Raw genomic sequence first — 14,743 nt, forward strand, 5'->3', positions numbered from 1 at the left:
CAAGTTTGGCCGCAGTGTAGCCGGGCCTCCAAGGGTTTGCTCTAGGGGGCTGAATCCAAAGCCAAGCACAATGCAAACCCTGGAGGAAGCCCCGCATGACCTTGACCGAGTTGCGCTACATCGTTGCCGTTGCCCGCGAACGCCACTTCGGCCGCGCCGCCGAGGCCTGCCATGTGTCACAGCCTACGCTCAGCGTGGCGATCAAGAAGCTCGAGGAAGAGCTGGATGTGCGCATCTTCGAGCGCGGGGCCAATGAGATCAGCGTCACGCCGCTGGGCGACGAGATCGTGCGCCAGGCGCAGTCGGTGATCGAGCAGGCCAGCGCTATCAAGGAGATTGCCAAGCGCGGCAAAGACCCCTTGGCAGGCACCTTGCGGCTGGGGCTGATCTACACCATCGCCCCCTACTTGCTGCCGGCGCTGGTCAAGGGCGTGATCGAGCGCTACCCGCAGATGCCGCTGATGTTGCAGGAGAACTTCACCTCCAAGCTGCTGGAGATGCTGCGCACCGGCGAGCTGGACTGCGCGGTGCTGGCCGAGCCCTTCCCCGATGCGGGCCTGGCGATCGCGCCGCTGTATGACGAAGACTTCATGATTGCTGTGCCGGCCGGCCACCGCTTGGCCGAGCGCAGCGAAGTCAGCGCCGAGGAGTTGAAGCAAGAAACCATGTTGCTGCTGGGCGCCGGCCACTGCTTTCGCGACCATGTGCTCGAGGTCTGCCCTGAGTTCGCGCGCTTCTCCAGCGATGCCGAAGGCATACGCAAGAGCTTCGAGGGCAGCTCACTGGAGACCATCAAACATATGGTCGCCTCGGGCATGGGCGTGACCGTGGTGCCCAGCTTGAGCGTGCCCAAGGAAGCGCAGCCGCATCTGCGCTACATCCGCTTTGCCGCGCCGGTGCCGACGCGCCGCGTTGTGCTGGCCTGGCGCAAGACCTTCACCCGCTACGAGGCGATTGCCGCGCTGCGCAATGCGGTCTATGGCTGCGAGCTGGCCGGTGTGAAACGGCTCTCATGAACGAGCACGACGAGACCCCTGCGCTGTATGCGCTGAACAGCACCGTCGAAGCGCTGGCCGCAGCCCTCCCGACGCTGCCCGCGCCTGAGCAAACTCGCCAGCTGGCGAATCTGGCCTGGCACCAGCGGGAGCGCAATTCGGCTTTGGCGCTGACCCTGGCGGACCAAGCCGAGCTGGGCTTGCAGCATTTGCCGGCCCATCAAGCCTTGCGCAGTGCTTGGCGCTTGCAGCTGACGCGTATTGACGTGCGCCGCCTGCGCAATGAAGCCGCCCAAGGCGAAGCGCTGGCCAGCGCTGTCTTGAATGCCGCCGAGGCAGCGGGTGACTGGATCAGTGCCGCCGACAGCTGCTGGGTTTTGTCGCAACTGGCCACTGCGGCCGGCAACACCCCAGGCTGCTGCACCTGGCTGGCACGCGGCGTGGGCTACGCCGCCCGAGCCGGGGACAGCAGCCGAGAGCAAATTCTGCAATGCAGCCAAGCCCGTTTCGCCGGCTTTATCGACTCCGATGCGGCGGAGCAGCAGTGGGGCGACGCCTTTAACCAAGACAGCGCGGCACAGCCGGCGCCGGTGGCCGCCGCCATGCAGCTCTACACAGCCTTGCGCGCCATGCGGGCCAGCAAGCCCAGCGAGTCGGTCCAGGCTTTCTCATCCGTGATCGAGCCGCTGCTACAAGCCGGCTACATCCGTGAGGCCATCATTGCTCAGGTCAATCTGGGCAGCATCTTCAACGATCTGAACGACCCACAGGCCGCGCTGGTTTGGATGGAGCGCGGGCTTGATCTGGCCCAAACCCATGGCTGGCCCAGTAGCATCGCGAGTTGCCAAATGCAGCTCGGCGAGACCCTGCGCCTGCTGGGCCGCCTTGATCTGGCCGAACAGCAGTTGACGGCCGCCAAAGACTGTCTGGCCGCGTGGCCCGAATCACGCAATTTCGCGGTCGTCTTGAACTATCTCGGCAAGCTGGCCCTCGCCAAGCAGCAGCCCGAGGAAGCACGGCGGCTCTTCACCGAGATGCAAGTGCTGGGCACCCATGTCGATCTGCGCCTGACCGCACAGCGCGGCCTCGCACATGCGCTGCTGGATTTGGGCGACTTGGCACAGGCCGAGCAATGCGCGCAAGACGCGCTGAACAATGCCGTCGCCCGGGGTGCGGGTGAGTCCGAGGTGGAACTCTTGCTGCTGCTGGCACGCATTGCCCAATCTCGACCCGGCGCGCCCGAAGGCGCGGGCTTGCCGCAGCTTGAACTGGCGCGGGAACGCGCCAAAACCATCGTCGGCTACAAGAACACGAGTGAGCTGCTGAACGCGCTGGCCAAAGCCTATGCCGCCGCCGGACGTTATAGCGAGGCCTTCGAAACCAGCCAGCTCGCGGCCAACTCGCGCGCCCAGTCGCTGAGCCGCGAATCTGCCAATCGGCTCGAATCGATTCAGCTGCGCAATTTGAGCGAGAGCGCACGCGCCCAGGCCGCACATTTGCAGCAACTCGCCGAGGCCGAGCGGCAAAAAGCAGCGCTGATGCAAAGCAATAACGCGACGCTGGAAAAGCTCGGCGTGATCGGCCAGCAGCTGACGCAACATCTCGATATGGCGTCGGTGTTTGCGGCCTTGAGCCAGCACATTCCGGCGCTGCTGGACGCGCGTGCCTTTGAGATCTATTTGCTCGACGAAGAAGGCCAGGGCCTGCAATCGGTGTTTGGCCTGGAGGACGGTGAGCCTATCCCGACCAGCCATATTGCACTCGATGCGCCCAGCTCCAACGCCGCCCGTTGCGCGCGCGAACGCGCCGAGCTGTCTATGCAATTGGCTGCCGACGGCAGCGACCCCAGCCAAGTGCCCGGCACCATGCGCACGCTCAGCGCCTTGTTTGCGCCGCTTTTGATCGGCGAACGCCTGCTGGGCGTGGTGACGGTGCAGTCGCCGCAGGCCGAGGCTTACGGCGAACATGAGCGCATGGTGTTCCGGACCCTGAATGCTTACGCCGCCATCGCACTCGATAACGCGCGCGCCTACCGGCACTTGCAGCTGGCGCAAAGCCAGCTGCTGGCGCGCGAGAAGCTAGCTGCCCTGGGCGCGCTGGTGGCCGGCATCGCGCATGAGCTCAACACACCACTGGGCAACAGCCTCTTGATGGCCAGCACGCTGGAGCAGAGAACCGTCGAAGTAGAACGTGCCGCCACCAGCAAAGCGCTGAGGCGCAGTGAACTGGAGAGTTACTTCAGCGAAGCCAAGGCGATGACGAGGCTGATCACCTTGGGCCTGGAGAATGCTGCGAGGTTGATAGGCAGTTTCAAGCAAGTGGCGGTGGACCGCACGGCCGAACAGCGCCGGCCCTTCGACTTGGCTTTGTTATGCGAGCAGGTTGCCGCGACGCTGCAGGCCAGCATACGCAAGCGCGGCCACAGTCTGACGCTGGACATCCCACCCGACATCCTGCTCGACAGCTTCCCCGGCCCCTTCGGCCAGATCTTGAGCAATTTGATCGAGAACTCGATGGTGCACGGCTTCGGTGAGCGCCGCGACGGCGAGATGCGCTTGAGCGCGCGGCTGTTGAAGTCGGAGCAGGTCGAGCTGCGTTTCCAAGACAACGGTCTCGGCATCAGTGCCGCCCATGCCGCGCGCATTTTCGAGCCCTTTTTCACCACCAAGTTCGGCCAAGGCGGCAGCGGGCTGGGGCTCTCGGTCAGCCACAACATCGCCAGCAATCTGCTCGGCGGCAGTCTGACGCTGGACAGCTCGGCCGCTGCAGGCAGCTGCTTTGTGCTGAGTTTGCCCTTGCGGGCGCCCAGGCTGGCCGAAGAACAGGCGCAAGAAGCGGGTGGGCAAAGTTAGCCTTGTTTTTGACAATGCCGACACTTCAACAGCCCTGGACTTCCGCCATGTCAGCTCGCCAATTCCAAATCGACGGCCTGCCCGCCGCCAACTTCTCAGCCTTGTTCGCCTTGCCCGATACAGAGCTGCAAAGCCGCCACATTCAACGCCGCATCGTTGCCGAGCTGCATGACGCACCTTGCCGTGTCAGCCTGATGGACGCCGAGCCGGGCGAGGAAGTGCTGCTGCTGCCCTTTGCCCATCACACTCTGGCCACCCCTTACCGCAGCAGCGGGCCGATCTTCGTGTGCCAAGACGCCAGCGAGGCCATGCTGCAGCCCGGCGAAGTGCCCGACTCGCTACACCGGCGCTTGCTGGCATTGCGCGCTTACGACGCGGCCGGCTGGATGCTGGCCTGCGATGTCAGCGAAGGCCAGCAGGTGGAGGCCTTGATCGAACGCCTGCTCCAACTGCCGGGCAGCGCCTTCGTCAATATCCACTATGCGCGCGCGGGCTGCTATGCCGCCCGGGCCCGTTGGGCCTGAACTCAGCACCGCCATCATGGACGAAACAAACAGCGGCTATCGCCGCATTCGCAGCGCCATTGAGCGTTTGGCCGGGGCCGATGAAGCGCCCCCCTTGCAGACTCTGGCCGACGAAGCCGGCCTCAGCCCTTTCCATTTCCAGCGCAGCTTCGTCAGCCTGGCGGGCGTCACGCCCAAGGAATTCAGCCAGGCGCTGGCGCTTGAGCGTGCCAAGCAAAGCTTGAGTCAAGCGGCCTCGGTGATGGAGGCAGCCTGGGGCGCGGGCTTGTCAGGCCCGTCGCGACTGCATGATTTGTTCATAGGCGCTGAGGGCATGACGCCGGGGGAGTTCAAGCAAGGCGGCGCCGGCCTGCGCCTGCGCTGGGCCATGGCCGAGACCTTGCTGGGAACAATCTGGCTGGCGGCCAGCGAGCGCGGCGTGACGTCCTTGGTATTCAGTCACGGCGCCACGGCCACGCAGCTGATCGCCTCGGCTTCCGCAAAGCTGCCGCTAGCGCAATGGAAGGAAGACGCCGCCGGGCTGGCGCCCGTCATCACCGAACTGCAGCGCCGCATGCAAGGCCTGGGCCCGAGCCGGCCCCTTGGCTTGGCCTTGTCGGGCACAGCGCTGCGTTTGAAAGTTTGGCAAGCCTTGATGACCGTGCCCGAGGGTCAGGTCTTGTCCTATGGGCAGTTGGCCCAATTGGTCGGCGCGCCCAAGGCGGTGCGCGCGGTGGCAAGCTGCGTGGCAGCCAATCCGATTGCCTATCTGATCCCCTGCCACCGGGTGATACGCGCGAATGCGGACTTTGGCGAGTACCGCTGGGGGCCGCAGACCAAGCGGGCGCTGCTGGGGCTGGAGCTGGCAAGAGCTGGCTAGCTGAGGGCGGCGTCGGGCGCATCAAGTTCGCGCATCGAGACCGTCATCTTATGGCGTTACGTTGGTGATATGCTGAACTCGCCCCGGTACCCATAAGTGCAAACCAGCCAGATTGGACTCAGCGATGCAGCACAAAACGCGCCCCTTTACCCTCAAGGCCGGTTTGCTGGCCTGCTTGGCTGCCGGCGCAGGCAGCTTCTCAGGCTGCGCCAATATGGATCAGCAGCAGCAAAGCACGGCGCAGGGAGCGGCGATAGGCGCCGTGGCCGGCGCCATCATCGGCTCGGCCACCGGCGGCAAGGCCGGTACCGGGGCGGCAATTGGTGCAGTGGCAGGTGCAGTCGGCGGCAACCTCTGGTCCAAGCATATGGAAGACAAGCGCCGCGCGATGGAACAGGCCACAGTAGGCACCGGCGTGCAGGTCACGCGCACACCGGACAACCAACTCAAGCTGCAAGTGCCCAGCGACATCTCCTTCGCCACCGGTAGCGCCGCACTCGAGCCCAAACTGCGCCCGGTACTCGAAGCATTTGCGAACGGACTGGAGCGCGATCGCAACAACACCAAAATCCGCATCGTGGGCCATACCGACAACACCGGCAACGACGCCATCAATGACCCGCTGTCCTTGCGCCGCGCCGAAAGCGTGCGCAGTTTCCTGGAGGACCGCGGCATCAAGGGTGAGCGCATCGAGGTGGCCGGGCGCGGCGCGCGTGAGCCGCTGGTGTCCAACGATTCGGCCGAAGACCGAGCACGCAACCGCCGGGTTGAGATCTTCTTGCGCGAGGTCCAGCCCAGCAACGGCTACTGAGGCTCGGCTGCAAACGATTCATTGGAGAGGCAGATGATTCGACATTTCCTGACGCGGCCCTTGAGCGGGCTGATTTGCGTGGCGATGGTGGCGACGCCGCTGCCGGCGCGGGCCGAACAAACCATACGCTGTGAGTCGCGTGGCTACAACTACCGCTATTGCCGGGTTGACACCGATGACCGGGTCGAGCTGACGCGGCAGTTATCCAGCATCAGCTGCCGCGAAAACCGTTCATGGGGCTATGACCGTTATGGCGTGTGGGTGGATCACGGCTGCGCGGCCGAGTTCCGTGTCGGCAAGGATGATCGCCGCCACAGCCGCGACAAGGCGATTGGCATTGGCGTGGCAGTGGTGGGCTTGGCAGCCCTCGCGGCCATGGCTTCCAGCCGCAATCAGCAAGCCACGCAAGAAGGCAGCGAGGTACAGAACTGGTCGGTCGGCAGCTTCAGCGGCTATGACGAGGTCGAGCGCACCAATGTGCAGCTGACCATCCTGCCCGGCGGGTCGGTGAAAGGCCGCGCCGGCAACAACGAGTTCACCGGCCAGCTCAGCGGCGACCAACTGCAAGCCGGCCGCCAGCGCTTCAAGATCAGCCGTCAGGGCCAGGGCTTTCTCGCCGTTGACGTCAACAACCCCCAGCACCGCGTCCAGTTCAATCTGGCCGGCGGCGGCTACTGAAACGAGGCCAGCATGCTGAACAACTTTCTACGCAAAGCTGCCTTGCTATGCATCGGTCTGAGTCTGGCCGTTCAGGCCCACGCTCAAGCGCAAAGTCAGCCCGCAGCGTCGGCACCCGAAGCTTCCGCCTTCTTTGACCCCACCGGCCTCGCCCCACGCCCTGCGATGCAGGAGCTGGCGCCACCCGTGATGCGCCCGCCCGCAGTCGACACCCTCGCCACCTTGCGCCTGCGCGGCGTCTTGCGTGTTGGCGTGGTGCCGGTGGTGCCCATGGTGATGCGCAATGCCAAGGGTGAATTCAGCGGCTATAGCGTCGACATCGCCCGGCGCTTGGCCGATGACATGGGTGTGGCGGTCGAGTTTGTGCCCACCACTTGGGCCGACATCATCCCGGATTTGATCGATCAGCGTTTTGATCTGATTGCGAGCGGCTTGTGGGTCACGACGCCCCGTGCGCTGGTGGTTAATTTCACCCAGCCGACGGCGACCGAGAGCGTGCATATCGTCGCCAGCAAGCGCCACGCCAACAAACTGAACAGCGTCCTCGACGTCAATCAGCCCAGCGTGACGGTCGCCGTCGGCGCGGGCACACCCGAGGTCGCGCTGGCCAAGCGTTTGTTTCCGCGCGCCAAGCTCTTGCAGGTCGAGGGCGAGCCCTTCGGCCCGGTGCTCAAGGGCCAAGCCCAGGTGGCGCTGCTGGCAACCTTGACGCCAGCAGCGATTGCGCGCGCCGTGCCCGAGCTCTATTTGCCTTTCCAGCTGCCGGTCGGCAGCACGATGGCAGCCCTGGCGGTGCGTAAGGGCGACCCCGATTTCCTGAGCTTTCTGAACACCTGGATCGCCATCCAGCGCCAAGCCGGCTGGCTCGATGAGCGCCTGCTGCACTGGAGCCTCGCGCCCGAACCAACACCCTGAAGACCCAATCCATTTCAAACGAGAAATTGCAATGAACACGAAACCATTTGCATTGGCCATCTTGGCCCTGTCCATTCAGTCCAGCGCCTTCGCCATCAGTGCCAAGTACGCGCAGCAGCTAGATCGCTCCGGCTGCACACAGATCTCTGAAGGCCAAGGCTGCGACATCACCAAGACCAAGGCCGAGAACGCCAAAGCCGGCTTCGTCAACGAAGCTGCCGCGCCTGCACCTCAAGCCAAGCCCACTGCCGCCAACCCCTACGCCGGCCAATGGGTCGCCAAGTCGGACAGCGGCGCCACCGTGGCCGCCATACGCATCGATGCCAAAGAGCATGTCTGGGTCAACGGCAAAAAGGTCAAAGCCAAACGCAGTGACGGTGGGCTGATGTTCAAAACCGGCACCATCACCTTCCTGATTCAGGGCGATCGCCGCTTGCAAGGCGAGGACGTCTGGAACGACTCGGATGCCGGCACCAAGGGTCAGATCGTCAGCGAGTAGATTGAGATCAAATCAAGCCCCGCGATGGCAAATCAGGAGACTCCCGTGAGTTTAGAAACGCGAACCCGTGGCCTGCTTCAGGCACTTCTTTTGACCGCTGCCGCATGCGTCGGCTTTGCCGCGCCTCAAGCGGCCCAGGCCTACGAAGACGGCTGGCGCACTTGCGCCGAGGAGAATGAGACCTGCCGCGTCTCCGGCCGGGCGATGGTGCGCTACGGCGCCGATGGCCGCTGGACGAACCGCACGGTCTCCAACAATGTGGACTGCAATAACGACACCTTTGGCGACCCCGCTCCGGGCGTGCCCAAGCGCTGTCAAGTCCGCACCAGCGGCAACGACGGCAATGGCAACTACCCTGGCTCGGCCATGGGTTGGAGTTTTTGCGCCGCCGAAGGTGAGTACTGCCAGTTCAAGGGCTCGGCCGAGGTGCGATTCGGGCAGGGCAATAGGTTTGTCAGCCGCACCGCTTACGGCGGCGTTCGCTGCGATGTTTCGGATTTCGGTGACCCGGTGCGCGGCGTGACCAAGTTCTGCGAAATTCGCCGCTCCGGTAACCAAGGCCATGAAAACAGCAACCAGGGCTCCTGGGCGGGCTGGGGCTCGGGTTCATCCAGCAAGGGTTGGCGTTACTGCGCGGCGGAAAACGACACCTGCCGCATCAAGGGCAACGGCCAGGTGCGCTTCGGTGATGGCCACAACTGGAAGATGCGCTCGGCGAGGAGCGATGTGGCCTGCAATGTGCGGAATTTTGGTGACCCGGCAGACGGCGTCTTGAAGCATTGCGAGGTGCAGGTCGGCAACTACGGCGGCGACGGCGACAGCGACTCGGGCAGCTGGACCCGCTGCGCGGCGGAAAATGAAAACTGTGACTTCAGAGGCTTCGCGCAAGTGCGCTATGGCGCATCGGGTCGCTACGTCTACCGCGACGGAACCAACGGCATACCTTGCCGCAACAACTATTTCGGCGCCGACCCCTACCCCGGCCGCGTGAAGGCCTGCGAAATCAAGCGCTGAAGGCTCAAGCCACCAAGCCCGACTTCTGCTCGCATAGCGAGGGATTTCGGGCTTTTCTTCGCGCTGCTCGGCGCCGCCAATCCGCTATGCTGATCCAGTGGAGAGGAATGCGCCGATGGATCTTTTTTTAAGCGACGAAGAATACGCCAAGCTCGACGCGGCGGTCGTGAGCGCAGGCGCTCGGGCCGGCATCGCGGAGCGCGTTGCTTTGGCCTGGCATTTGCGTGAGCGCGACAGCGGCCGGGCACGCCGCTTGGCCGAGCAGGCCCTGGCTGAATTGTCTGAATCGAACGATCAGCGAAGTGCCCGGCTGCGCCTGCGCCTGCAGCTGCTGCTGGCCGAATGTCACTGGCTGTTTGCCCAGCTAGACTTGGCCGAAGCACAGGCCCGCACCATCATTCCGGCCGCACGGACGCTGTCCGATGTCTTGATCTTGGCCGATGCCCACCTGCTGCTGGCCCATATCGCCGGCGATCGGGGCGACCTCCCGGGGCGCTGCGCCGAGCTGGATGCGACGGCCGCCATGGCGGTAGGCAGCGGCGACGACTTCCGCATGGAGTTCGCCCAGCTCTGCATCGCGCACGCCGCGCTACGGCAAAACATCGCCTCCGCCTCTGCGCAATGGGGCGCACATGTGCGCGATCTGCTGGCCAAGCCGGTGCACCCGGCCCTGCATGTGATGTGCAATGAGTTCCTGACCTTCGAAGCGCTGCAAACGTCTGACTTTGCGACCGTGTTTCGCGTCTGCAGTCACACCGTCAGCGCGCTCAAGCGGGCCGGCATGGTGCGCCAGATTGCGCTGTCGATGACGATGCTGGGCGTTGCTTTCGCCAACCTCAACGACGACACCCAGGCGCTGGAATGGATGCAACGCAGCCTGGAACTGGCACGCCCGACCGGCTGGCCATTGGTGCTGGGCAATGCGCTGCTGCAGGTCAGCAGCGTGCAGCGCTCGCTGGGCCAGTTTGAAGCGGCGCAAGCCGCCCTGGACGAAGCCCTGCCCTTGCTCGCGCCGCTGCAGAGCTCGCGCACCTATGCGCTGGGCCTGGTCTATATGGCCGAGCTGCAGCGCGACCTGAAGCAGCCCGCTGCCGCGCTGGAGGCTGCGCGGCAGTTTGATGCGCCCTCGGCCGCGCCGCGCCCGCTGGATTTGCGTCTGAATATGATGGCGGTGGAGGCGCTGTCCTTGTCCAAGCTGGGCCGGCCGCATGAGGCTTTGGTCGCCGCCCATGCGGCGCTGCAGCTGGTCCGGGAGGCCGACCTGCCCTTGCATCTGTCGGATGCGCTGCAAACCTTGGCCACGCTGTACAGCCAGCATGACTTGCCGGCGCCGCCGGACATGCAAGCAGCCAGCCCCAGCCTGCACTATTTGCTGCTGTCTTTGGCGGCTTTTTCGCCCGAGCAACAGTCCAGCGTGCCGCCCAGCGTGTTTGACGCGATCGCGGCCGAATACGCCAAGCTCGGCGACCACGCGCAAGCCTATGCCTATGCTCAAAAAGCGCGCGCCGCCAGCGAAGCCGTGCACAAACAAGACGTCAGCAAACGCCTGATCTTGCTGGAAACAAAGTTCCACACCGAGCGCGGTGAGTTGCTCAGTCAGACCAGCGCCACGCTGGAACGGCTGAGCCAGATCGGCCAAGAAATCACCGGCCACCTGCAAGAGCAGGCGGTCTACGACACGCTGGACCACAATGTGCACGGGCTCTTGCGGGCCAATCATTTCAGCGTCTATTTGCTCGACGCGGCGGGCGAGAACCTGCTCTTGGCCTATGGTGCGGAGGATGGGCGGCGGCTGGCGAGCTTCAGCGCGCCGATGTCTCACCCGACGGCCAATATCGTTCGCTGCGCTGCGCAGCGCCGCGAGGTCTTTATCGAGGTCGATCCCTCAAGCGGCAAGAACAATCCGATTCCGGGCACGCTGCAGACGCTCAGCGCGATGTTCATGCCCTTGATTTCGGGTGAGCAGTTGCTCGGCGTGATGTCTATCCAATCGACGCAAGCCCATGCCTATGCCGACCGCGAGCGCTTGATCTTCCGCAGCCTGGCGGCCTATGGCGCGATCGCGATCGATAACGCGCAAAACTATCGGCGCCTGGAGGCCACGCTGGTCAGCCTGCATCAAGCGCAGGCTGAGGTGCTGGACAAGAACCAGGAGCTGGAACGCGCTTACCAGTCGCTCAAGGACATCAGCCTCACCGACCCGCTGACCGGCCTGCGCAACCGGCGTTTCCTGGAACAAAACCTGGCAGGCGAAATCAGCCAATGCCTGCGCCACTACGAAGACTGGCGGCGCCACCCCGAACAGCCCGCGCCGCAGGATGCCGACCTGATCTTTTTGCTGGTCGACATCGACCACTTCAAGCGCGTCAATGACGACTGGGGCCATCCGGCAGGCGACGCGGTGCTGGTGCAGATGCGCGCACGCCTGCAACAGGCCTGCCGCGACTCGGACTATCTGGTGCGCTGGGGCGGCGAGGAGTTCTTGGTGGTGGCAAGGGCGACCAACGCCAGTGCAGCCCCGGACTTCGCCGAACGCATACGCGCGGCGGTGGCGCAGCAGCCCTTCGACATCGAGGCCGCCGCGCGCTTAGCACTGACATGCTCGGTCGGCTTTGCGACCCTGCCCTTTGTTCCCTCGCAGCCCGAACGGCTGGATTGGCAGCAAGTGGTCGGCCTGGCGGATCAGGCGCTTTATATGGCCAAGCGCAGCGGCCGCAACACCTGGGTGGGTTTAAGCGCCACGGCGCAAACCCCGACCGTGGGCGATATCAGCGAACTTTTGCTGTCACCGCAGGCCAGTGCTAACGCCGGATGGCTGCGGATCGAATCGATGCGGCCCATGGCCTGAGCCGCCACGAAAACAGCCGCCAGGATTGGCGGCTTGTTTTTTTGGCCCGTGGCCCGGCCAACGATGGGGCTCGCTTTACTTGAGCTTCAAGGGCGCCTTACCGCTGATGCTGTACTGGCCGATAGAGCCGTAATTGCTGTAACCCGTGGTCTTGGGGTCGCCCTTGCCGGCACCTTTGACAAAGAGGTAGTAGGTGCCTGCCGTGGCCAGCTTGGCGGAGATGTTGGCGTCCAACTTGTCCAGGGTGTTCGCCGTGGCCACGGTCTTGCCGCTGGCGTCCCTCAACTCCAATGCCACGTCCAGGTTGCCGCTCCAGTTGGAGGGTGCTACGGTCAAGCTGATGGCGCCGGCACCGGCGACAAAGCTGAACACATCGACATCCGTGGGCGTTTCGATCACGCCGGTGCGGCTGAGGTTGGCCAGGCCGTTGGCTTGGCTCAGCAACATGGCGCTGGCCGTGGCCGTGGTGTTGCCGTGATCATCGACGCGCGCCGGCAGGCCTTGCTTCTTCATCACCGCATAGGCGTCTTCGGTATTGGTCGCGCCGGCATACTCGCCCTTGGCCCATTGCGTGAGGTTTTTGTAATAGCTCACGCCCATGATCGGCGCCCAGCCAGTGTCACCGTCACCGGCGCCACCGTAATAGGTTTGGGCGCTGGTGCTTTGGTGATGCAGGCCCAGGGTGTGGCCCAACTCATGCGACAGGCATTCGGCGATCGGCTTTTCGGCATTGGCCAGATTGTTCTGGAAGCAAAACGCCGGTGCCGGACTGGCCTTGAAGGCCGCGAAAGAATTCAGATAGGCATAGCCACCCGAAGCGCTGGTTTCACTGGTGATGAGAATGGTCACGCCGGTCTTGCCCACAACGCTGCTGGGCGCCTCGGTGGTGATGTCGACATCGAAGCTGGCATAGTCTTCCGCGACCCGCAACCAGATCTTCTGGATCATCGCCTGCTCGACCGCGCTGAAGCTGCGCGGCAGCTTGTCCAGATCGAAGGCGGGCTTGGCGCCCTCGCCCTTGAAGTTCAGATAGATGATGCGCGAAGCGCTGCTGCGCGAATGCAGCGCGAAGGTCTGGTCAAGCGGGAACGGTGCGCCGCCGGTCGAAGGCACGCCGATGGTGGCCTTGTCTCCCGCCTCGGTGACGCCCATATTCGCGTCGCTGACATGATGGGTGTGAGCGTCCTTGAGGCTGACATCGGCCTTGCCCGCGCCAGCGTCAATGAACAAGAGGCGGCCCCTGGTGTCAACGAACACGGTGTTGTCGCTGCGCAGCAGTGTGGTCAATTCTTCGGGGCTCTTGCCGTACCAGGCTGCAACGGCTGGCAGATTGCCACCGAGCCCATCAATCGCCTGCTGCCCATTGCTCAGCGCCGCCAGCTTGATACGTCCAAAGGGCGCGTTCTCGGTCGAGCCTTCGCTGTTGGCGGGGATGAAATCGGCCGGCATCTCGAAACCCTTGATCGCCTGCGGCGCCGGCGCGGCCAGCGCAGCGGTTTGAACGTCTGGGGCCGGTGCTGCAGGAGCGGCGTCAGCCTTGCCACTTGCGAGCGGCAGCGCGATGGCGGGGCTCGATGGTGCTGCGGCCTGAGCCAGCTGTACGGCCTCTCTTTGCGGCTCAGCCACCACGCTCAAGGTAACACCACCGACCAAGGCGATCACCGCGGTGCCTGTCAAGGTACGCGCCCACAGAGGCGCTTTGCGCAGCTGCACCTGCAGGGATTTGAAGGCGTTTGGCTGGCGAGTAGGCTGCTGAGACATGAGGTGAGCGCTCCGGCTTTGAGGGTAGAACTCAAGGCACAGCTTGGAGCGGCGAGGTCAGTCAAAGCGGGGAGATCAGCAGTATTGCTGCCAGCACGGTGGAGTGGTGCTCAAGCCCCTCGCTGGGAGTGCAGGCTTGGTGCCCGCTTTGGCTTGGCAACCCCGCTGTCTTGGCTGATGAATAGCTGTAGACCGGAAGCTTTGCGACCCCGGCTTTCGCTCGGGTGTGCCCTGAATGACTGCAGTTTAGGGGGCGCATCGACGCCTGGATAGCGCTATTTGCGGGCAAGCTCTACAGCGCCGGGGCTGATGTGATGAATTGCTCAAAAGCCCTGGCCCTCGCGCCACGCCGGCAGGCGTTTTTGCTGGCCTATAGTGCTGCCTATTGCCTAAGACCTTGTACCAACCACCGAGAGGAGCCTCCTATGGCCAAGAAATCTGCCGCCAAGTCTGATGCCATCAATATCGGCATCAGTGCCAAGGACCGGGAAGCCATTGCCCTGGGCCTGTCCAAGCTGCTGGCCGACACCTACACCCTCTACCTGACCACGCACAACTTCCATTGGAACGTGACCGGGCCTATGTTCAACACCCTGCATCAGATGTTCATGCTGCAGTACACCGAGCTGTGGAACGCGGTCGACCCGATCGCCGAGCGCATCCGCTCCCTCGGCCATGTGGCGCCCGGCTCCTACGCGCAGTTCGCCGCCTTGAGCTCGCTGCCCGACGCACCGACCAAGCCGCCGAAGGCGCTGGAGATGGTGCGCATCTTGGTAGAGGGCCATGAAGGCGTGGCGCGCACCGCTCGCGCCTTGTTCGCCGTCGTTGGCGAAGCTTCGGACGAGCCGACCGCCGACCTGCTGACTCAGCGACTCACCATTCACGAACAAACAGCCTGGATGCTCAGGAGTCTGTTGGAAGACTGAGCATCCAAGCACTGCCTGCGCAGCAGGTGGTGCAGGCGCGCAGCGCCGGTCGTGTGTCGGC

12 protein-coding genes and 1 riboswitch are annotated in these 14,743 nt (G+C 64.1%); of the genes, 11 read left to right on the plus strand and 1 reads right to left on the minus strand.

Annotated elements, in window-relative coordinates:
• The first annotated feature begins 95 nt into the window (after positions 1-95).
• The 10 genes from LNV08_RS05535 to LNV08_RS05580 all read left to right on the plus strand — a co-directional run bounded on the left by LNV08_RS05535 (position 96) and on the right by LNV08_RS05580 (position 11,995).
• Positions 96-1,016 carry a hydrogen peroxide-inducible genes activator gene (locus LNV08_RS05535; protein ID WP_263532671.1) on the plus strand — a complete coding sequence of 307 codons (921 nt, stop codon included), beginning with the start codon at positions 96-98 and terminating at the stop codon, positions 1,014-1,016.
• Positions 1,013-3,847 (plus strand): ATP-binding protein, encoded by a 2,835-nt coding sequence (locus LNV08_RS05540; RefSeq protein WP_263532672.1) that lies wholly within the window; start codon positions 1,013-1,015, stop codon positions 3,845-3,847. Before LNV08_RS05535 ends, LNV08_RS05540 begins: the two co-directional genes overlap by 4 nt.
• Positions 3,848-3,894: 47 nt before the next feature.
• Complete coding sequence (locus LNV08_RS05545; protein ID WP_263532673.1) at positions 3,895-4,371, plus strand: DUF1203 domain-containing protein; 477 nt, start codon at positions 3,895-3,897, stop codon at positions 4,369-4,371.
• Between the two features lie 16 nt (positions 4,372-4,387).
• Positions 4,388-5,230, plus strand: coding sequence for a methylated-DNA--[protein]-cysteine S-methyltransferase (locus LNV08_RS05550; protein ID WP_263532674.1), 843 nt, complete (start codon positions 4,388-4,390; stop codon positions 5,228-5,230).
• Between the two features lie 124 nt (positions 5,231-5,354).
• Positions 5,355-6,041 (plus strand): OmpA family protein, encoded by a 687-nt coding sequence (locus LNV08_RS05555; RefSeq protein WP_414858685.1) that lies wholly within the window; start codon positions 5,355-5,357, stop codon positions 6,039-6,041.
• Positions 6,042-6,074: 33 nt separating this feature from the next.
• Entirely contained in the window at positions 6,075-6,719 is a 645-nt protein-coding gene (locus tag LNV08_RS05560) for a DUF3011 domain-containing protein (protein ID WP_263532675.1), read from the plus strand.
• Positions 6,720-6,731: 12 nt separating this feature from the next.
• Positions 6,732-7,634, plus strand: coding sequence for a transporter substrate-binding domain-containing protein (locus LNV08_RS05565; RefSeq protein WP_263532676.1), 903 nt, complete (start codon positions 6,732-6,734; stop codon positions 7,632-7,634).
• Between the two features lie 31 nt (positions 7,635-7,665).
• Complete coding sequence (locus LNV08_RS05570) at positions 7,666-8,133, plus strand: hypothetical protein (protein WP_263532677.1); 468 nt, start codon at positions 7,666-7,668, stop codon at positions 8,131-8,133.
• A 45-nt stretch (positions 8,134-8,178) separates the two neighbouring features.
• A complete protein-coding gene (locus LNV08_RS05575; protein WP_263532678.1) occupies positions 8,179-9,147 on the plus strand; it encodes a hypothetical protein in 969 nt (322 codons plus the stop codon).
• Between the two features lie 115 nt (positions 9,148-9,262).
• Positions 9,263-11,995 (plus strand): diguanylate cyclase domain-containing protein, encoded by a 2,733-nt coding sequence (locus tag LNV08_RS05580; RefSeq protein ID WP_263532679.1) that lies wholly within the window; start codon positions 9,263-9,265, stop codon positions 11,993-11,995.
• A 75-nt stretch (positions 11,996-12,070) separates the two neighbouring features.
• Here the strand turns inward: LNV08_RS05580 and LNV08_RS05585 are convergent, their stop codons facing one another.
• The gene (locus LNV08_RS05585) at positions 12,071-13,756 is read right to left on the minus strand and encodes a pre-peptidase C-terminal domain-containing protein (protein WP_263532680.1); all 1,686 of its coding nucleotides are present in this window, start codon (positions 13,754-13,756) and stop codon (positions 12,071-12,073) included.
• Positions 13,757-13,908: 152 nt separating this feature from the next.
• Positions 13,909-13,997, minus strand: a riboswitch (cyclic di-GMP riboswitch).
• 184 nt (positions 13,998-14,181) lie between these two features.
• Between LNV08_RS05585 and LNV08_RS05590 the strand changes: the two genes are divergently transcribed.
• A complete protein-coding gene (locus LNV08_RS05590) occupies positions 14,182-14,682 on the plus strand; it encodes a Dps family protein (RefSeq protein ID WP_263532681.1) in 501 nt (166 codons plus the stop codon).
• Positions 14,683-14,743: the final 61 nt, after the last annotated feature.

The sequence above is a fragment of the Paucibacter sp. TC2R-5 genome, from assembly GCF_025717605.1.
Taxonomy (GTDB): domain Bacteria; phylum Pseudomonadota; class Gammaproteobacteria; order Burkholderiales; family Burkholderiaceae_C; genus Paucibacter_A; species Paucibacter_A albus.